Raw genomic sequence first — 17,093 nt, forward strand, 5'->3', positions numbered from 1 at the left:
CTCGGGAGGGAGGCTAGGAGCGGGCGGGTTGCGGGAACGTTGCACGCCCCGCGACCGGCTCCGCGACCGGCCCCGCGCCCAGTTCCTCGTCGAGGGAGCGTACGCGGGCCAGCGCGGCCGGCCGGTCCCGCGGCGGCAGCGCCGCGGCCAGGGCCCGCCACACCGCGGGGTCCTCCGCGCCCCACGGGCTGCACACCCAGTCCGACAGCAGCCCCACGTCCGCCCGGGCGATCACCGCCGCCCGCGCCTGGTCCTCGATCCGCCGCCGCAGCCGGACGATCCCCGGGGCCGAGGAGGCCGGCAGCAGCGGGCCCGGGTACCGGGTGAGGGCGGCCGAGACGGCACCCGTGGCCAAGTGCCGGGTGACGGCCGCGAAGTCGGCCTCCAGGGGCACCGCGGTGCGGTACGGGCGGGAGAGCAGGTTCCCGGCGCCCAGCAGGGTCCGTAGCCGGGACATCTCCGCCCGCAGGGTCACCGCCGCCACCGACTCGTCCTCGTAGAGGGAGTAGGCCAGCTCCTCCCCGGTCAGACCTTCCGGGTGCTGCGCGAGCAGGGCCAGGATCTCGCTGTGCCGCCGCCCCGGTGTGATCCGCCGCCCGCCGAGGACCAGCAGCGCCTCGTCGCGGCCCAGCGCGGTCAGGGTGTCGGCGGCGCCCGCGTCCGGCTCCGGCGGCAGCAGTGCCAGCTGGGCCTCGGCCGCCCGGGCCGCCGCCTGGACGAAGGCCAGCGAGTGGGGGTGGGCCAGCCCGTCCCCGCCGGTGATGTCCACCGCCCCCAGCACCCGTCCGGTGCGCGGGTCCCGGACCGGGGCCGCCGCGCAGGTCCAGGGGTGCACGCGGCGGCTGAAGTGCTCGGCCCCGAAGACCTGTACGGGCTCTCCCAGCGCGACCGCCGTACCGGGGGCGTTGGTTCCCATCGCGGTCTCCGCCCAGCGCGAACCCGGGACGAAGCCCAGCCCCTCGGCCCGGCGCAGGGTGGCGGGTTCGCCCTCCACCCACAGCAGCCCGCCCCGCGCGTCGCACACCGCCAGCAGGTGGGCCCCGTGCGCCGCGAACGTCCCCACCAGCTCCCGGAACAGCGGCATCACCCGGGCCAGCGGATGCCGCTCCCGGTACGCCAGCAGCTCCGGCTCCGGCCGGTCCAGCCGCGGCGCGCACTCGGGGCTGACCCGGGCCCGGGCGCAGCGCCGCCAGGACTTCGCGATCACCGCCCGCACCGGCGGCTCGACCCGCCCGTCCCGGGTGAAGGCCTCGTGGGCCCGCCGCAGGACGCGCGTGCGCTCGACGGGGTCGGCCCCGCCCGGCAGCGCCGTCGACGGATCGCCCATGTCACCCTCCCGAGGGACCGTGGAGCCGTGGTGTGCGGAGCGCCCCCATCGTGGTGCGGCCCGGGGACCCCGGCAAGCGTCACGTCGGCCACTCCGCGCCGAAACCCGCCCAGTCCGCACGGTCCCGTCCGCCCGGCCGCCGCGTCCGTACGGCCCCGCTCGGCCGGGACATCCGTGGCCGGGAACGCACCATCGCCGCGGCGCGTTGTCGTGGAGGCGTCGGGTGCGCGGGATGTCGAGGAAACAGCTCGGCCGCTGAGAGCGGCAAGGGGGACCGGTCACATGAACACCACCACTACCACCACCACGGCACAGGTCGCGGCGGTCAGCAGCAACGGCGTGTACTCGTTCACGAAGCCGAACCGCAAGAGCATCACCCTGCTCGCCGGTCTCGGCGTCGAGGGCGACGTGCACGCGGGGGTCACGGTCAAGCACCGCTCGCGCGTGGCGCAGGACCCGACCCGGCCGAACCTCCGGCAGGTGCACCTGATCCACCGGGAACTCTTCGAGGAGGTCGCCGGCGCCGGTTACGAGGTCGGGCCCGGCCAGCTCGGGGAGAACGTCACCACCGAGGGCATAGACCTCCTGGCCCTGCCGACGGGCACCCTGCTGGGCATGGGCGCGGAGGCGGTCGTGGAGGTGACCGGGCTGCGCAACCCGTGCCCGCAGATCAACGCCTTCCAGGACGGACTGCTCAAGCAGGTCGTCGGCCGGGACGAGAAGGGCAGGCTGGTCCGCAAGGCCGGGATCATGGGCGTGGTCCGCCGAGGCGGCACGGTCCGCCCCGGCGACCCCATCACGGTCACCCTCCCGCCGCTGCCCCACATACCGCTGGAACGGGTCTGAGCGGCCGCGCCGCTCCTCCCCGCCGGCCGGGTGCGGGCGCCTCAGTAGTAGTCGCGCATCAGGGCGGTCGCCCACTCCGGCTGGTGGACCCCGCCCCGCGGGCCGAACTCCTCCATGTACGGCTTGAGGTCGAGCACCGGAGTGCCGTCCACCGCGTCCAGGCCCTCCACGTGCACGTCCAGCCCGTCCACCCGCACCACCCGGCACCGCGAGACCCCCAGCCGGTTGGGCCGGTTCTTCCCGCGCTGGGCGAAGATCCCGACCAGCGGCCAGTCCCGGTTCCCCCGGGGGTGCCGGGCGCCCGTCTCGATCTTCTCCACCGGTACCCGGTCGAAGTGGTAGACGACCTCCACGTGCGAGAAGTCCTCCAGCCCGTAGAGGGCCTCCGGTCCGAAGAGCCCGGCGTCCAGCCGGATCACGGCCCGTTCGCGCCCCCAGTCGTCGTCCACCACGTCCGCCCGGCCGCCCACGACCACGCCCACCGGCATCGACTCGACCATCACCGTTCCCCGTTCTCCGTCCGTCCTCAGGCCGGCCGTACGGCGACGCGGTCCAGCGCCGCCAGCACGCCGGACAGTTCGGGCAGTCCGCCCGCCCCCTGGCGGGGCACCGCCAGCACCTCGCCCGGCTCCTCGTCCAGCAGGACGAACGCCGCCTCGCCGGTGCGGGCCACCAGCGACCAGCCGGGCCCGTCCGCCCGCAGGGTCCGTACGCCCTCGCCCGCGAAGGCCGACCGCACCCGCCCGGGCGGAGGGGCCTGCCGGGCGTAGTCCACGGCCTCCCGCAGCGCCCGCGCCAGCCCGGGGTGCGCGGCGGCCGCGGCCCCGCCGTCCTGCGCCACGCGCTCGCGCCAGTCCGCCCACTCCCGGGCGATCTGGTCCGCGCCCAGCCTCCGCTGCACCGGCCCCCAGACGTCCGCCGACGGCGGGGCCAGCGGCACCCGCCCGGTCCCGTCCGCGCCCTGCTCGGGGTCGTGCGGCGCCGGGATGCCGGGCGCGGACACGGTCAGCTCCAGCGGCCAGCCCGCCAGCGAGAGCACGACCGTCCGCTCGTCGGGCGACAGGTCGTACTCCATGCCGCAGTCCCAGGAGGCGATGGCGGCGGCCACGAGCGAGACGTCGTCCACGACGACCGTCCAGCGGGCGCCCTCCTCGTCCTGGCCGAGCACCAGCCCGTACCCCTCGGCGGTGGGCGGCACGCCCAGCAGCGCGCACGCCTCCGGGAAGTCGTCGCCGAACAGCGCCGGGAACCGCGTGGGGGTCAGCAGCACGGCACTCAGCACGTACAGCGAACCCCCGCCCTCCTCGTCCGACACGTGTCCTCCCGATCGCAGTCTCGTCGGCGCACCCTAACCAGCCGGTAACTCGCCCGTCGAGACCCGGCGGCCGGCGATTTTCAAGCCCGCCACCTGCACGTAGAGTTGGGGACCCGCCACAGAAAGGGAGACCGGTGCAGCGTTACGACCGGCTGAAGGAGATCCTCCGGCTCGACCCCGAGAAGGACTTCCTCGCCATCTACCGGCTCACCGCCACCTACGAGTTCCCCTGGGACTTCACCCGCGCCCTGGAACTCGCGCTCTTCCGCACCTACGCCGTCCCGAGCATCGGCAGCCTGCTCGCCGAGACGGCCGAGTTCACCGAGCGTCCCCAGAAGCGCTACGACGACACCGCGCTGCTCCTCGACGCGGTCGTGGAACACGGCTTCGACCACGACACGGCGCGCACCGCCATCCGCCGCGTCAACCAGATGCACCGCAGCTACGACATCTCCGACGGCGACATGCGCTACGTCCTGTGCACCTTCGTGGTGATTCCGGCGCGCTGGATCGACGCCTACGGCTGGCGCCCGCTGACCCATCACGAGCGCCGCGCCTGCGCCCACTACTACGCCGAGCTCGGCAGGCACCTGGGCATCAAGGACGTCCCGGGCTCCTACGAGGAGTTCGAGACCACCCTCGACGCCTACGAGGAGGCCCACTTCGGCTGGGACGAGGGCGGCCGCGCGGTGGCCGACTCCACCCTCGGCCTGATGGCCTCCTGGTACCCGGCGCCCCTCGCCCCCGCCGTGCGCGGCGCGAGCCTGGCCCTGCTCGACGAACCGCTGCTGAAGGCCTTCCGCTACGAGCGCCCGCACCCCGCGGTCAGCCGCCTGGTCCACGGCGCCCTGCGGCTGCGCGGCCGGGCGGTGCGGCTGCTGCCGCCGCGGACGGCTCCGCACTACGCGCGCCAGAACCCGGAGATCAAGGGCTATCCCCGCGGCTACGACGTGGGCGAGCTCGGCACCTTCCCGGTGCCCGGGGCGAGCGGCTGCCCCGTGCCGCACCCGCGCCGCCCGGCCGGAGCGGAAGCCCAGCCTCCGGCGTAGCCACCGGGTCCGGCGGGACCCCGGCGCGCGTGCCGACGTACAGCCGGTGTCTCTCAGGGGCGGCGCACGGACAGGACGAGGAAACGGGCGTCCTCGTCGGCGTACGAGGTCATCTCCCAGCCGGAACCGGACAGCAGCGGGCCGAGATTGTGCTCGGCCCGCAGGTCGTCCGGGGTCAGCTCGCGGCCGTGGCGCGCGGCGAGGGCGGCTCGCCCGATCGGGTGGAACAGGGCGAGCCGGCCTCCGGGGCGGACCACGCGGGCGAGCTCGCGCAGGTTCGCCGCCGGTTCGGGCAGGTGCGCGATCAGCCCGGCCGCGAACACCACGTCCAGCACCCCGTCGCGCAGCGGCAGGCGGGCCACGTCCGCGCGCAGCAGCGTCCCGTCCGCCCCGCGCCCCGCCCGCCGGGCGGCGGCGAGCATGGGCTCGGTGAGGTCGACGCCCAGCACGGTGCCGGAAGGGCCGACGGCCGTGCGCAGCGCGGTCAGCGCCCGCCCGGTCCCGCAGCCCGCGTCGAGCACCCGGTCGCCGGGCTCGATCCCGCATGCGGAGACGGCCGTCGCGAAGGCGGGCCCGTCCTGCGGGAACTTCTCGTCCCAGGCGTCCGCGCGCGCCCCGAAGAACTCCTGCACACGCGTGTGGTCCTCGTTCATACGGTTCCCAGTGCTCATGCGCCCATGATTCCGCACCCGGGCCGGACGGTGTGCAAGCTGCCTCCAGCCGTGATCGCAGATGAACGTATCTCTGTCATATTCCAGCAGTTCCAGCGGCTTTCGAAATGCGCCCCGTGTTCGTCCCCTCACCCGGACTAGCGTCCCGTGGCCATGGGACACCTGGACCACGCCGCCTATGGCTGGCTGACACCCGCGCTGTCGTACGTGATGGCATCGATCGGCGCCGCCCTGGGGCTGCGCTGCACCGTCCGCGCGCTCGCCGCGACGGGCGCCTCCCGCCGCAACTGGCTGCTCACCGCCGCCTCCTCCTTCGCCACCTGCATCTGGACGATGCACTTCATCGCCATGCTGGGCTTCCACATCACCGGTACCGAGATCCACTACAACGTGCCGCTGACCCTGCTGAGCCTCCTCGTCGCCCTGCTCGTCGTCGGCGCCGGCCTCTTCGCCGTCGGCTACGGCAGGGACCGCGGCCGCTCCCTGGTCCTCGGCGGGCTCACCACCGGCCTCGGCGTCGCGAGCATGCACTACCTGGGCATGGCGGCCCTGCGCCTGCACGGCCGGATCGCCTACGACCCGCTCGTCGTCGGGATCTCCGTCGCCATCGCCGTCGTCGCCGCGACCGCCGCGCTCTGGGCCGCCCTCAACATCAGGTCACCGCTGGCCGTGGCCGGCGCCTCCCTCGTCATGGGCGCGGCCGTCAGCAGCATGCACTACACCGGGATGATGGCTGTCTCCGTCCGGGTGGCCCCTTCGGACCGGGCACTGCCGGGGGCCACGGCGCTGCAGTTCATCTTCCCCCTGGCGGTCGGGCTCGGCTCGTTCCTCTTCATCACCGCGGCCTTCGTCGCCCTGTCCCCGACGGCCGACGAGCGTGCGGCGTCGGCGTCCGCGTCCGCCTTCGTGCCCGCCTCCGCCCCGCCGGCCGGCTCCTCCGCTGCTTCGGCCCCTGCTTCGGCCCTGGCCTCGGCCCCGGCCTCCGCTCCGGCTTCCGCCTCCGCGTACCCGCCGGGCGCCGGGCGACCGCCGGCGGAGCGTCCCGCGGCCTCCCGCTGACGCCGACCCCCGCGCCGTCCAGACGTACCGCCCCGGAACGAGGAGCCCATGCGCACACCCCGCAGAAGACCGGAACCAGCGGCCCCGCGGCCGCCCGCGGCCCCCTCGCGCGGCCGCCGAGCCCACGCCGCCGGTGCCCCCGCCGAGGAGGCGGCCGGGCCGGGGCGCCCCGGCGGCGGGGCGGGCCTCCCCGGCGGCGGGACGGGCGCGGGCGACGGCGGACCGGCGCGGCCGGGGCTCCGGCTGCGGCCCGCCACCGTCCGCGCCAAGATCGTCTCGCTGCTGATGGTCCCCGTGGTCTCCCTGCTCGCCCTCTGGGGCTTCGCCACCGTCGGCGCCGCCCAGGACATCGCCCGCGGCAGCCGCGTCCGGCAGGCCGACGCCGAGATCCGCACGCCCGTCGCCGCCGCCCTCACCGAGATCCAGGCCGAACGCCGGGCCGCCGTCCGCTTCCTGGCCGACCCCGCCTCCGATCAGGCCTCCGCCCTCGAACAGCAGGCCCGGCGCACCGACGGGGCTGTGCGGCGGCTGCGGCTGGGCGAGCGCCACACCGTGGCCGACTCCGGCGGCTACCGCACCAACGTGGCCGTCCGGCTCGGTGCCTTCGTCGCCGACGCGGAGGCGCTCGGGTCCGCCCGCAAGGACATCGCCGACCGCCGCGCCACCCCGGACGGCGCCTACGAGACGTACACCCGCGTGGCCGACTCCGCCCTCGCCGTCGAGGGCGCCCTGGCCGACGGCCGGGACACCGGCTCCGGGCCGGGCACCCGGGTCCTGCTGGAGTTCGCCCGGGCCGCCGAGACGCTCTCCCGGGAGGACGCGCTGCTCGCCCTGCCCGGCCCGCGCACCGCCGACGCGCAGCGCCGGCTGACCGGCATGGTGGAATCCCGCCGCGTCCTGACCGCGGCCAGCGCGGCGGACCTGCCCCCGGACCAGCGGACGGTCTGGGAGTCCGTGGCGAAGAGCGCCGCCTACGCCGAGCTCACCGGCGCCGAGGACAAGGCCCTGACGCCCGCGGCCGCGGGGACCGGTGCCGCCGCGGCCAAGGAGCCGCGCGGCACGCCCCCGGGCTGGGACGGCGCCTACACGAGCGTCGGCAGCTCGATGCGCGAGATCGGCCAGGCCGCGCACGCCGAGACCGCCGCACGGGCCGACCCGCTCGCCGAGGCCGCCCTCAGCCCCGCCGGGGCCGCCGTGCTGCTGGGCCTGGCAGCCGTCGGCGTCTCGCTCGTCATCTCCGTCCGCATCGGCCGCTTCCTGGTCGTGGAGCTGGTCTCGCTGCGCAACACCGCCCTGGAGATCGCCCACCGCAAGCTGCCGCAGGCCATGGACCGGATCCGGGCGGGCCGGGCCGACGAGATCGACATCGACGCCGAGGCCCCGCCGGGGCCGCCCGCCGCGGACGAGATCACCCAGGTCGGCGAGGCCCTGTCCACCGTGCACCGGGCCGCCCTCGGCGCCGCCGTCGAGCGGGCGGAACTCGCCAGCGGGGTCAGCGGCGTCTTCGTCAACCTCGCCCGCCGCAGCCAGGTCCTGGTCCACAAGCAGCTCAGCCTGCTCGACTCGATGGAGCGCCGCGCCGACGACCCGGGCGAGCTCGGCGACCTCTTCCGCCTCGACCACCTCACGACCCGGATGCGCCGCCACGCGGAGAGCCTCATCATCCTGTCGGGCGCCGCCCCCGGCCGAGCCTGGCGGACACCGGTGCCGCTGACCAACGTCGTGCGCGCGGCCGTCTCCGAGATCGAGGACTACCCGCGCGTCGAGGTGCAGGGGCTCACGGAGGCCTCCGTGGCCGGGGGGTCGGTCGCCGACCTGACCCACCTCCTCGCCGAACTGATCGAGAACGCCGCCCAGTTCTCCCCTCCGCACACCCGGGTCCGGGTCGGCGGCGAGCCCGTCGGCGCCGGCTACGTGCTGGAGGTCGAGGACCGCGGGCTCGGCATGGGCCGCGAGGCCCTGGCCGCGGCGAACCGCCGCATCGAGCAGTCCGAGGACCTCGACCTCTTCGACAGCGACCGCCTCGGGCTCTTCGTGGTCAGCCGGCTCTCCGGCCGCCATGGCATCCGGGTGCACCTGCGACCCTCCCCGTACGGGGGCACCACCGCCGTGGTGCTGCTGCCGCTCTCCCTCCTCCAGGGCGCCCTCGGGGCCCCGCCGGCCGTCGTCGCGGAGCCGGCGCAGGCGTACGGCCCGGCCGGCGCGGAGCCGCCGGCGCCACGGCGCGCGGAGGCCGTACGGGGGCCCGCGCGCGGCCTCCCGGACCCCGGCCCGGGCCGCCCGCGGCCCGCCGGGCCCGCCGGCCCCGGGACGCGGGAGCCCCTTCCCGCCCCGGTGGCGGCCCTCCGGCCGCGCGGCCCCGGCGGCGGGGGGACCCGTACCGCCCGGCCCTCCGCGCCGGTCCCCTCCGCGCCGGTCCCCTCCGCGCCTGTCCCCTCCGCGCCGGTGACCGAACTGCCGCGCCGGGTGCGCCAGGCCAGCCTGGTCCCGCAACTGCGCGAGGCCCCCGCCGCGCAGGACCCGGCCGGACAGCGGCCCCCCGAGGAGCTCCCGGGCCGCAGCCCGGAGCAGGCGCGGGACCGGATGGCGGCCTACCGGGCCGGCTGGGCGCGCGGCTCCCAGGACGAATCCGCCCACGCGGGCAGCGAAGGAGAAGCATGATGATCGAACACCACAGACCCGGCCCCGAGGGAGTCCGCCGGACCGGCGAACTGGACTGGCTCCTCGACGAACTGGTGGTACGGGTCCGCGAGGTCCGGCACACGGTGGTCCTGTCCAACGACGGGCTGCCGGTCGGCTCCTCCACGGCGTTGAGCAGGGAGGACGCCGAGCACCTGGCCGCCGTGGCCTCCGGTTTCCACAGCCTCGCCAAAGGCGCGGGCCGGCATTTCCACGCCGGGGGCGTGCGCCAGACGATGGTGGAGATGGACGACGGGTTCCTCTTCGTGGCGGCCGCCGGCGAGGGCTCCTGTCTGGCCGTCCTCAGCACGGCCGGAGCGGACATCGGGCTGATCGCGTACGAGATGGCCCGGCTCGTCAAACGGGTCGGCGAACACCTGTACACCCCGCCGCGGTTCGCGGCCCACCACCCGCCGGCCGCCGGGTGAGGACGGCGGCCCGGCAGGCGGAGGGCCGGCCCGACGGGCCGGTGGGCGGGCGGTGGTACGACGCCGACGCGGGCCCGCTCGTCCGCCCGTACGCCCTGACCGGAGGGCGTACGGAACCGCGGGCCCACGGGGTCCGCTTCGACCTGATCGCCCTGGTCGTGACCGACGACGCCGGCGGCGGCGCGGCGGCCGAGGCTCTGCTGGGGCCCGAACACCGGACCCTGCTGGGGCTCTGCCGCTCCGAGACCCGGTCGGTCGCGGAGCTCGCCGCCGGAGCGGACCTCCCGGTGGGGGTGGTGCGGGTGCTGCTGGGGGACCTGCTGGAGGCGGGGCACGTGCGGGTCACCCGTCCGGTACCGCCCGCCCGGCTGCCGGAGCTGCGGATTCTGCGGGAAGTCATCGAGGGATTGCGAGCGCTGTGATGGGACTGTACGACGACGGCCCGGCGGAGACGGGGGGCCCGGGGGGAGACGGGGAACCGACCGCGCTCGCGCTGAAGATCCTGGTGGCGGGCGGGTTCGGCGTGGGCAAGACCACGCTGGTCGGCGCGGTCAGCGAGATCCGTCCGCTGCGGACGGAGGAGGTGCTGAGCGAGGCGGGCGAGCTGGTCGACGACACCGAGGGGGTCGACCGGAAGACCACGACCACCGTGGCCATGGACTTCGGGCGGATCACCATCCGCTCCGGGCTCTCCCTGTACCTGTTCGGGACGCCGGGCCAGGACCGCTTCTGGTTCCTGTGGGACGAGCTCGCGCAGGGCGCGCTGGGGGCGGTGGTGCTCGCCGACACCCGGCGGCTGGAGGACTGCTTCCCGGCGGTGGACTACTTCGAGCACCGGCGGATCCCCTTCCTGGTCGCGGTCAACTGCTTCGCGGAGGCCGGGCGTTACGGGGCGAACGAGGTGGCGCGGGCGCTGGACCTGGAGCAGGGGACGCCGGTGGTGCTGTGCGACGCGCGGGACAGGGATTCCGGGAAGGAAGTGCTGATCCGGCTGGTCGAGTACGCGGGGCGGGTGCACACCGCGCGGCTGCTGGAATCGGTGAGCCCGTAGGCCGGTCCGGTGCGAGGGGCCGGATTGGGCCCCTTGACGATGTCGTCGCCGGGCGTGGACGCGCGACGGGCGCCGCCGGGAACGGACCGGATGGGAGCGATGTGCGCGGTTCCGTCCTTTTGGGCGCGGACGGCCGTCCGGCGGGGACGGAGCGCCGGAGTGGCGCGGGAGGGCCGCCGCCATTCCTCTTGAGTCATCTTGTGTGCCATGCGTCCCTCCTCCTTGCCGGAAAGCCCCTGGTGGGGAAGGCTTGCGGCACGACCACGCGGGGAGGGCGCGGCCACGTCGGCCGGGTCAACGGGGAGGGGCTGGAAATGGCACTGGACAAGCAGCTCGACTGGTTGCTGGACGACCTGACGCGCAGGGTCCCGCAGGTCCGCCATGCGGTGGTGCTGTCGAACGACGGGTTGGTGACGGCGGCCAGTGCGGGCCTGGCGAGGGAGGACTCCGAGCACCTCGCCGCCGTCGCGGCGGGGCTCCAGAGCCTGGCGAAGGGCTCCGGGCGGCACTTCAGGGCCGGGGAGGTGCGCCAGACGATGGTCGAGTACGACGAGGGCTTCCTGTTCGTGGTCGCGGCCGGCTCGGGCAGCAGCCTGTGCGCGCTGAGCGCCGCCGAGGCGGACATCGTGCAGGTCGCGTACGAGATGACGCTGCTGGTCAACCGGGTGGGGGAACACCTGGGCGTCGCCGAGCGGCGGATCACCGGGGGCTGAGCGGAGCCGGGGGAGAGTTATCCACAGGCCGGGCGCGATGTCGTGGCGCTCGGTTACGGTCTTCACACAGAGTGATCGCCAGGGGCGATCGCCGGATGTGGGGGAGGACCGTGATGAAGGTGGAACAGGGCGCGTGCGTGTCCGTCGGAACGGCTCTACGGGCGGACGTGCGGCCGCCGTTGCTGCTCGGCGGCGTCCGGGCGGCGGCGGAACTGGGGCTGCGGCGAGGTGAGTTCGCCCGGGCCGTCCAGCTGGGCCTGGTGCGCCGGGGCCCCCGGGCGCCGGGCGGCGCCGCCCGCTTCACCCGGGCCGAGCTGGAACGGGTCAAGGCGGAGCGGGGCTTCCCGGAGGCGCTGCGCGCGCGGGTCGAGACCGTGGCCGGCGCGGACCACGGGGCGCGGGTGCTGGGCACCGGCCCGACCCGGTTCACCCGGCTCGCCCGCTGCGGGCGTCTGACCCCCGTCGGCTACCGGGTCAACCGCTACCGGGCCCTCGTCTGGCTCTACCTGGCGGCGGAGCTGCGGGAGTTCGCCGCCCGGGAGCCGGGGCTGCTGAGCGGGGCCGCACCTGACGAGGACCGGGAGCTGATGGCGGCCGGGGCGGACCTGCGGCCGAGCAGGTGGCGGGAGCGGCATGTGGGACTGCTGCTGAGACGGGCCGCGGATCCCTGGGAGCGGGCGGCCGTGCTGGCCTCCGTCCTCCCGGAAGAGGAGCTGCTGGCAGCCGTCCCCGACCCGGCGGAGCGGATCGTGCTCGCCGCGCTCGCCCCGCCCCCGCCGTTCGGCCACCCGCAGGTACCGGCGGCCGCGGCGGTGGCCCGCCCGCTGCTGGTCGCCCGGCCGCCGGAGGAGGTCGGCCGCTACCGCGCCAGTCTGGAGTTCGCCCTGGCCGGGGCGCGGGATCAGTCGAACTCGACGGGGGAGAGGGGGCCGACGTAGACCCAGGCGCCGCCCTCGCGGGAGAAGGCGCTGTGCTCGTGCAGCGATCCGGTGTGCCCGCCCTCGCGGTAGTGGGCGCGGAACTCCACCGACCCCTCGGTCTCGAACATCCCGCCGCGCTCGGTGGCGAGGATCTCCAGCCGCTCCCAGCGCTGGTCCGGGTCGAGGTCGAGCCGGCCCGGGCGGGTCGAGGGGTGCCAGGACCGCAGCAGGTAGGCGGTGTCGCCGACCGCGAAGGCGCTGAAGCGCGAGCGCATCAGCAGCTCGGCGGTGGGCGCCTGCCGGGCGCCGGAGTGGAAGCGGCCGCAGCAGTCCGGGTAGGCGGCGGGCAGCCCGCAGGGGCAGGGGAGGACCGGGGTGGTCATGGGAGCGCTCGGTTCTTCGGGACGGACGGGAGGGGACTGGACCGTACTGGACGGGACGGGACGGAGGGGATGCGGTCGAGGCGGGGCCCGTCGGCCGGGGCCGCCGGGCCCGCCGGGAGGGCCGGGTGACGGCAGGGCCTACTGCGGGGACACGGCCGGGCGTGCCTTCTGGGCCGGGTACGGGCGGAAGAGGCCCTCCTGGACCACGGAGACCAGCAGCCTGCCCTCCAGGTCGTAGATGCGGCCGCGGGCCAGGCCCCGGCCGCCGTGGGCGATGGGGGACTCCTGGTCGTACAGGAACCACTCGTCCGCCCGGAACGGCCGGTGGAACCACATGGCGTGGTCCAGGGAGGCCATGTCGAAACCGCGCATGCCCCACAGCGGCTCCACGGGGATGCGCACGGCGTCGAGGAGGGTCATGTCGCTGGCGTAGGTGAGGGCGCAGGTGTGCACGAGCGGGTCGTCGCCCAGGGGGCCGACCGCCCGCATCCACACCGCGCTGCGCGGATCGGCGTCCTTGAGCTCCTCGGGGGTCCAGCGGAGCCGGTCCACGTACCGGATGTCGAAGGGCTGGCGGCGGGCCATCCGCTCCAGGGCCTCGGGCAGCGCGCCCAGGTGCTCGCGGATCTCGTCGACGACCTTCGGGAGCTCGTCCGGGTGGGGGAAGTCGAGGCGGGGAGGCAGCTGGTGCTCGATGCTGCCCTCCTCCGGGTGATGGAAGGAGGCGGTCAGGTTGAAGATGGTCTTGCCCTGCTGGACGGCGGTGACCCGGCGCGTGGTGAAGGAGCGCCCGTCACGTAGCCGTTCCACCTGGTACACGATGGGCACGCCGGGGATCCCCGGGCGCAGGAAGTACGCGTGGAGGGAGTGCACCGGGCGGTCGCTCTCGGTGGTCCGGCCGGCCGCCACCAGTGCCTGGCCGGCGACCTGCCCGCCGAACACACGCTGGAGGGACTCCTGGGGGCTGGCGCCCCGGAAGATGTTGACCTCGATCTGCTCCAGGTCGAGCAGGTCGACCAGTCTCTCGGCGGGGTTCGTCATCACGGGCTCTCCACGGTCGGGTCCGGCGGGTCCAACGGGTCCAATGGGCCCGGCGGGCCGGGCGGGTCCGCCCGGCCGGGCGGCTTGCGGGTCGGGGCCTCCCCCGGACGGGGTCCGGGGAAGCTCAGAGCTCGCCGAGCTCGCCGACCGAGGTGACCCGGATGACGGCCCGGCCCTCCTCGTCGGACGCGGCGAGGTCCACCTCGGCGCTGATGCCCCAGCCATGGTCGCCGTTCGGGTCGGCGAAGGTCTGGCGGACGCGCCACAGTCCGTGCGCCGGGTCCTCCTCGATCTGCAGCAGCTTGGGGCCGCGCGCGTCGGGGCCGGTGCCCAGGTCGTCGTACTCGTCCCAGTAGGCGTCCATGGCCTCGCCCCAGGCGTCGGCGTCCCAGCCGGAGCCGGCGTCCAGCTCGCCCAGCTGGTCGACGTGGTCCAGGGCCGCCAGCTCGACCCGGCGGAACATCGCGTTGCGGACCAGGACGCGGAAGGCGCGGGCGTTGGCCGTGACCGGCTTGACCTGGTCGGCCTTCTCCTGGGCCTGCTCCGCCGTCTCCACCTCCGGGTTCGCCAGCTGCTCCCACTCGTCGAGCAGGCTGGAGTCCACCTGGCGCACCAGCTCGCCCAGCCAGGCGATCAGGTCCTCCAGGTCCTCGGACTTGAGGTCGTCGGGGATGGTGTGGTCGAGGGCCTTGTACGCGCTCGCCAGGTAGCGCAGCACGATGCCCTCGGTCCGGGCGAGCTCGTAGAAGGAGGTGAACTCCGTGAAGGTCATCGCCCGCTCGTACATGTCGCGGATGATCGACTTCGGGGAGACGGGGTGGTCGCGGACCCACGGGTGGCTCTTGCTGTACACGTCGTAGGCGTGGACCAGCAGCTCTTCCAGGGGCTTGGGATAGGTGACCTCCTGGAGCCGCTCCATGCGCTCCTCGTACTCGATCCCGTCCGCCTTCATCGCGCCGACCGCGATGCCGCGCTCCTTGTTCTGCTGGGCCGCCAGGATCTGGCGCGGGTCGTCCAGGGTGGACTCCACGACCGAGACCATGTCGAGCGCGTAGGACGGGGACTCGGGGTCCAGCAGCTCGAAGGAGGCCAGCGCGAAGGTGGACAGCGGCTGGTTCAGCGCGAAGTCCTGCTGGAGGTCGACCGTGAGCCGGATGGTGCGGCCCTCGGCGTCCGGGGTGTCGAGCTTCTCCACGACGCCGCCGTCCAGCAGCGACCGGTAGATCGCGATGGCACGGCGAATGTGGCGCAGCTGGGCCTTGCGCGGCTCGTGGTTGTCCTCCAGGAGGCTGCGCATCGCCTTGAAGGCGTCGCCCGGGCGGGCGATCACCGACAGCAGCATGATGTTGGTGACCTTGAAGCGCGAGGTCAGCGGTTCCGGGTCGGCGGCGATCAGCTTCTCGAACGTGGTGTCCGACCAGGCGACGAAGCCCTCGGGGGCCTTCTTGCGCACCACCTTGCGGCGCTTCTTCGGGTCGTCGCCGGCCTTGGCGAGGGCCTTCTCGTTCTCGATGACGTGCTCGGGGGCCTGCGCCACCACGAACCCGGCCGTGTCGAAGCCCGCGCGGCCCGCGCGGCCGGCGATCTGGTGGAACTCGCGGGCGCGCAGCGTGCGGACGCGGTTGCCGTCGTACTTGGTCAGCGCGGTGAACAGCACCGTGCGGATCGGGACGTTCACGCCGACGCCGAGGGTGTCCGTACCGCAGATCACCTTCAGCAGGCCGGCCTGGGCCAGCTTCTCGACCAGCCGCCGGTACTTGGGCAGCATGCCCGCGTGGTGCACGCCGATGCCGTGGCGGACGTAGCGGGAGAGGTTCTGGCCGAACTTCGTGGTGAAGCGGAAGTTGCCGATCAGCTCCGCGATCTTGTCCTTCTCCTCGCGGGTGCACATGTTGATGCTCATCAGCGACTGCGCCCGCTCGACCGCCTGGGCCTGCGTGAAGTGCACGATGTAGACGGGCGACTGCCGGGTCTCCAGCAGCTCGGTGATGGTGTCGGTGATCGGCGTGGTCACGTACTCGTAGGAGAGCGGGACGGGCCGGGACGCCGAGCGGACCACGGAGGTCGGGCGGCCGGTGCGCCGGGTGAGGTCCTCCTCGAACCGCTTCACGTCGCCGAGGGTGGCCGACATCAGGACGAACTGTGCCTGCGGCAGCTCCAGCAGCGGGATCTGCCAGGCCCAGCCGCGGTCGGCCTCCGCGTAGAAGTGGAACTCGTCCATCACGACCTGGCCGATGTCGGCGTACTTGCCGTCGCGCAGGGCGATGGAGGCCAGCACCTCGGCGGTACAGCAGATCACCGGGGCGTCCGCGTTCACGGAGGCGTCGCCGGTCAGCATGCCGACGTTCTCGGTGCCGAAGATCTTGCAGAGGTCGAAGAACTTCTCCGACACCAGCGCCTTGATCGGGGCGGTGTAGAAGGTGACCTTGTCCTGGGCCAGGGCGGTGAAGTGCGCGCCCGCCGCGACGAGGCTCTTGCCGGAGCCGGTCGGGGTCGACAGGATCACGTTCGCACCGGAGACGACCTCGATCAGCGCCTCCTCCTGCGCCGGGTACAGGGTGATGCCCCGCTCCTCCGCCCACGAGGAGAAAGCCTCGAAGAGGGCGTCGGGGTCGGCGGTCGGCGGGAGCTGATCAATGAGGGTCACGCCCCCATCTTGCCTGGCTTCCCGCCGGAAGAGGGAACCGGCGGACGCGAGGAAGATCATCGCGGGTACCCTGGGCCGCTGAAGCGGCCCGACCGAAGACGTCGACGGGGCCGCACCACAACAAAACCGGGGCGGGAAACGAGCATGATGGGTCCGGCGCACTCACTGTCCGGGGCGGCGGCCTGGCTGGGGGTGGGCGCCGCGACCGCGGCCGCCGGGCACCCGATGCCCTGGCCCGTACTGGTCGTCGGCGCGCTGATCTGCGCCGGCGCGGCCCTCGCCCCCGACCTCGACCACAAGTCGGCGACGATCTCCCGCGCCTTCGGTCCGCTGTCCCGGGGCCTGTGCGAGGTGGTCGACAAGATCTCGTACGCCGTCTACAAGGCGACCCGCTCGCCGCGTGACGCCCGCCGCAGCGGCGGCCACCGCACCCTGACCCACACCTGGCTGTGGGCGGTCCTCATAGGCGCCGGCTCCTCCGCGGTCGCGGTGAGCTTCGACCGCTGGGGCGTCCTGGTGCTCCTCTTCGTCCACCTGGTGCTGGCCGTCGAGGGCCTGCTGTGGCGGGCGGCGCGGATGTCCAGCGACGTCCTGGTCTGGCTGCTCGGCGCGACCAGCGCCTGGATCCTGGCCGGCGTCCTCGACGAGCCGGGCAACGGCGCCGGCTGGCTGTTCACCGGCCCCGGGCAGGAGTACCTCTGGCTCGGCCTGCCGATCGTGCTCGGCGCCCTCGTCCACGACATCGGCGACGCGCTGACCGTCTCCGGCTGCCCGGTCCTGTGGCCCCTCCCGGTCAAGGGGAAGCGCTGGTACCCGGTCGGCCCGCCGAAGGCGATGCGCTTCCGTGCCGGCAGCTGGGTGGAGCTGAAGGTCCTCATGCCGGTGTTCATGCTCCTCGGCGGCATGGGCGGAGCCTCGGCCCTGGGCTTCATCTAGCCTCCGGGCCGAGGCGCCGCCGTCAGCC

General features: G+C 74.6%; 17 protein-coding genes. 10 read left to right on the top strand and 7 right to left on the bottom strand.

The genetic code is table 11. The annotated features are described in order from the left end of the window. Positions 1-13 precede the first annotated feature (13 nt). The gene (locus ACZ5NJ_RS09400) at positions 14-1,327 is read right to left on the bottom strand and encodes a helix-turn-helix domain-containing protein (protein ID WP_468764106.1); all 1,314 of its coding nucleotides are present in this window, start codon (positions 1,325-1,327) and stop codon (positions 14-16) included. 282 nt (positions 1,328-1,609) lie between these two features. Between ACZ5NJ_RS09400 and ACZ5NJ_RS09405 the strand changes: the two genes are divergently transcribed. Beyond that, a complete protein-coding gene (locus ACZ5NJ_RS09405; RefSeq protein ID WP_468764107.1) occupies positions 1,610-2,173 on the top strand; it encodes an MOSC domain-containing protein in 564 nt (187 codons plus the stop codon). A gap of 41 nt (positions 2,174-2,214) precedes the next feature. Here the strand turns inward: ACZ5NJ_RS09405 and ACZ5NJ_RS09410 are convergent, their stop codons facing one another. Then, positions 2,215-2,673 (bottom strand): SAM-dependent methyltransferase, encoded by a 459-nt coding sequence (locus ACZ5NJ_RS09410; protein WP_468764108.1) that lies wholly within the window; start codon positions 2,671-2,673, stop codon positions 2,215-2,217. Between the two features lie 26 nt (positions 2,674-2,699). Beyond that, a complete protein-coding gene (locus tag ACZ5NJ_RS09415; protein WP_468764109.1) occupies positions 2,700-3,488 on the bottom strand; it encodes a hypothetical protein in 789 nt (262 codons plus the stop codon). A 134-nt stretch (positions 3,489-3,622) separates the two neighbouring features. Here ACZ5NJ_RS09415 and ACZ5NJ_RS09420 point away from each other — a divergent pair, with 134 nt between their 5' ends. After that, complete coding sequence (locus ACZ5NJ_RS09420) at positions 3,623-4,537, top strand: oxygenase MpaB family protein (protein WP_468764110.1); 915 nt, start codon at positions 3,623-3,625, stop codon at positions 4,535-4,537. Between the two features lie 53 nt (positions 4,538-4,590). Here ACZ5NJ_RS09420 and ACZ5NJ_RS09425 read toward each other — a convergent pair whose 3' ends face one another. Beyond that, a complete protein-coding gene (locus ACZ5NJ_RS09425) occupies positions 4,591-5,208 on the bottom strand; it encodes a class I SAM-dependent methyltransferase (protein WP_468764111.1) in 618 nt (205 codons plus the stop codon). Positions 5,209-5,361: 153 nt separating this feature from the next. On the opposite strand from ACZ5NJ_RS09425, the gene ACZ5NJ_RS09430 reads away from it, so the two are divergent. From ACZ5NJ_RS09430 to ACZ5NJ_RS09460, 7 genes are all read left to right on the top strand, one after another. Further along, positions 5,362-6,267, top strand: a complete 906-nt coding sequence (locus ACZ5NJ_RS09430; RefSeq protein ID WP_468764112.1) for an MHYT domain-containing protein — start codon at positions 5,362-5,364, stop codon at positions 6,265-6,267. Positions 6,268-6,315: 48 nt separating this feature from the next. Further along, positions 6,316-8,928, top strand: coding sequence for a sensor histidine kinase (locus ACZ5NJ_RS09435; RefSeq protein WP_468764113.1), 2,613 nt, complete (start codon positions 6,316-6,318; stop codon positions 8,926-8,928). Then, complete coding sequence (locus ACZ5NJ_RS09440; RefSeq protein ID WP_468764314.1) at positions 8,928-9,374, top strand: roadblock/LC7 domain-containing protein; 447 nt, start codon at positions 8,928-8,930, stop codon at positions 9,372-9,374. Before ACZ5NJ_RS09435 ends, ACZ5NJ_RS09440 begins: the two co-directional genes overlap by 1 nt. Continuing rightward, a complete protein-coding gene (locus ACZ5NJ_RS09445) occupies positions 9,371-9,796 on the top strand; it encodes a DUF742 domain-containing protein (RefSeq protein WP_468764115.1) in 426 nt (141 codons plus the stop codon). The genes ACZ5NJ_RS09440 and ACZ5NJ_RS09445 overlap by 4 nt, the downstream gene beginning before the upstream one ends. After that, complete coding sequence (locus tag ACZ5NJ_RS09450) at positions 9,796-10,425, top strand: GTP-binding protein (protein WP_468764117.1); 630 nt, start codon at positions 9,796-9,798, stop codon at positions 10,423-10,425. Before ACZ5NJ_RS09445 ends, ACZ5NJ_RS09450 begins: the two co-directional genes overlap by 1 nt. 314 nt (positions 10,426-10,739) lie before the next feature. Continuing rightward, positions 10,740-11,138 (top strand): roadblock/LC7 domain-containing protein, encoded by a 399-nt coding sequence (locus tag ACZ5NJ_RS09455; RefSeq protein WP_045950089.1) that lies wholly within the window; start codon positions 10,740-10,742, stop codon positions 11,136-11,138. A gap of 113 nt (positions 11,139-11,251) precedes the next feature. Next, on the top strand, positions 11,252-12,076 hold the full coding sequence (locus ACZ5NJ_RS09460; protein ID WP_468764118.1) for a DUF6397 family protein: 825 nt from the start codon (positions 11,252-11,254) through the stop codon (positions 12,074-12,076). Here the strand turns inward: ACZ5NJ_RS09460 and ACZ5NJ_RS09465 are convergent. The 3 genes from ACZ5NJ_RS09465 to ACZ5NJ_RS09475 form a co-directional block, all read right to left on the bottom strand. Continuing rightward, entirely contained in the window at positions 12,040-12,441 is a 402-nt protein-coding gene (locus tag ACZ5NJ_RS09465; protein WP_468764120.1) for a YchJ family protein, read from the bottom strand. The genes ACZ5NJ_RS09460 and ACZ5NJ_RS09465 overlap by 37 nt on opposite strands. 138 nt (positions 12,442-12,579) lie before the next feature. Further along, complete coding sequence (locus tag ACZ5NJ_RS09470; RefSeq protein WP_468764121.1) at positions 12,580-13,482, bottom strand: acyl-CoA thioesterase; 903 nt, start codon at positions 13,480-13,482, stop codon at positions 12,580-12,582. A gap of 124 nt (positions 13,483-13,606) precedes the next feature. After that, positions 13,607-16,189: a DEAD/DEAH box helicase gene (locus ACZ5NJ_RS09475; protein WP_468764122.1), complete on the bottom strand. Its 2,583-nt coding sequence runs from the start codon at positions 16,187-16,189 to the stop codon at positions 13,607-13,609. Positions 16,190-16,273: 84 nt separating this feature from the next. Here ACZ5NJ_RS09475 and ACZ5NJ_RS09480 point away from each other — a divergent pair, with 84 nt between their 5' ends. After that, entirely contained in the window at positions 16,274-17,065 is a 792-nt protein-coding gene (locus tag ACZ5NJ_RS09480; protein ID WP_468764123.1) for a metal-dependent hydrolase, read from the top strand. The last annotated feature ends 28 nt before the right edge of the window (positions 17,066-17,093 follow it).

The sequence above is a fragment of the Streptomyces sp. NPDC032091 genome, from assembly GCF_055580265.1.

What these genes read in the sequence shown, in the direction of transcription:
- ACZ5NJ_RS09400 (WP_468764106.1), bottom strand. Translation starts at nt 1,327, where the DNA reads ATGGGCGATCCGTCGACGGCGCTGCCGGGCGGGGCCGACCCCGTCGAG.
- ACZ5NJ_RS09405 (WP_468764107.1), top strand. Translation starts at nt 1,610, where the DNA reads ATGAACACCACCACTACCACCACCACGGCACAGGTCGCGGCGGTCAGC.
- ACZ5NJ_RS09410 (WP_468764108.1), bottom strand. Translation starts at nt 2,673, where the DNA reads ATGGTCGAGTCGATGCCGGTGGGCGTGGTCGTGGGCGGCCGGGCGGAC.
- ACZ5NJ_RS09425 (WP_468764111.1), bottom strand. Translation starts at nt 5,208, where the DNA reads ATGAGCACTGGGAACCGTATGAACGAGGACCACACGCGTGTGCAGGAG.
- ACZ5NJ_RS09430 (WP_468764112.1), top strand. Translation starts at nt 5,362, where the DNA reads ATGGGACACCTGGACCACGCCGCCTATGGCTGGCTGACACCCGCGCTG.
- ACZ5NJ_RS09435 (WP_468764113.1), top strand. Translation starts at nt 6,316, where the DNA reads ATGCGCACACCCCGCAGAAGACCGGAACCAGCGGCCCCGCGGCCGCCC.
- ACZ5NJ_RS09440 (WP_468764314.1), top strand. Translation starts at nt 8,928, where the DNA reads ATGATCGAACACCACAGACCCGGCCCCGAGGGAGTCCGCCGGACCGGC.
- ACZ5NJ_RS09450 (WP_468764117.1), top strand. Translation starts at nt 9,796, where the DNA reads ATGGGACTGTACGACGACGGCCCGGCGGAGACGGGGGGCCCGGGGGGA.
- ACZ5NJ_RS09455 (WP_045950089.1), top strand. Translation starts at nt 10,740, where the DNA reads ATGGCACTGGACAAGCAGCTCGACTGGTTGCTGGACGACCTGACGCGC.
- ACZ5NJ_RS09460 (WP_468764118.1), top strand. Translation starts at nt 11,252, where the DNA reads ATGAAGGTGGAACAGGGCGCGTGCGTGTCCGTCGGAACGGCTCTACGG.
- ACZ5NJ_RS09465 (WP_468764120.1), bottom strand. Translation starts at nt 12,441, where the DNA reads ATGACCACCCCGGTCCTCCCCTGCCCCTGCGGGCTGCCCGCCGCCTAC.
- ACZ5NJ_RS09470 (WP_468764121.1), bottom strand. Translation starts at nt 13,482, where the DNA reads ATGACGAACCCCGCCGAGAGACTGGTCGACCTGCTCGACCTGGAGCAG.
- ACZ5NJ_RS09475 (WP_468764122.1), bottom strand. Translation starts at nt 16,189, where the DNA reads ATGATCTTCCTCGCGTCCGCCGGTTCCCTCTTCCGGCGGGAAGCCAGG.
- ACZ5NJ_RS09480 (WP_468764123.1), top strand. Translation starts at nt 16,274, where the DNA reads ATGATGGGTCCGGCGCACTCACTGTCCGGGGCGGCGGCCTGGCTGGGG.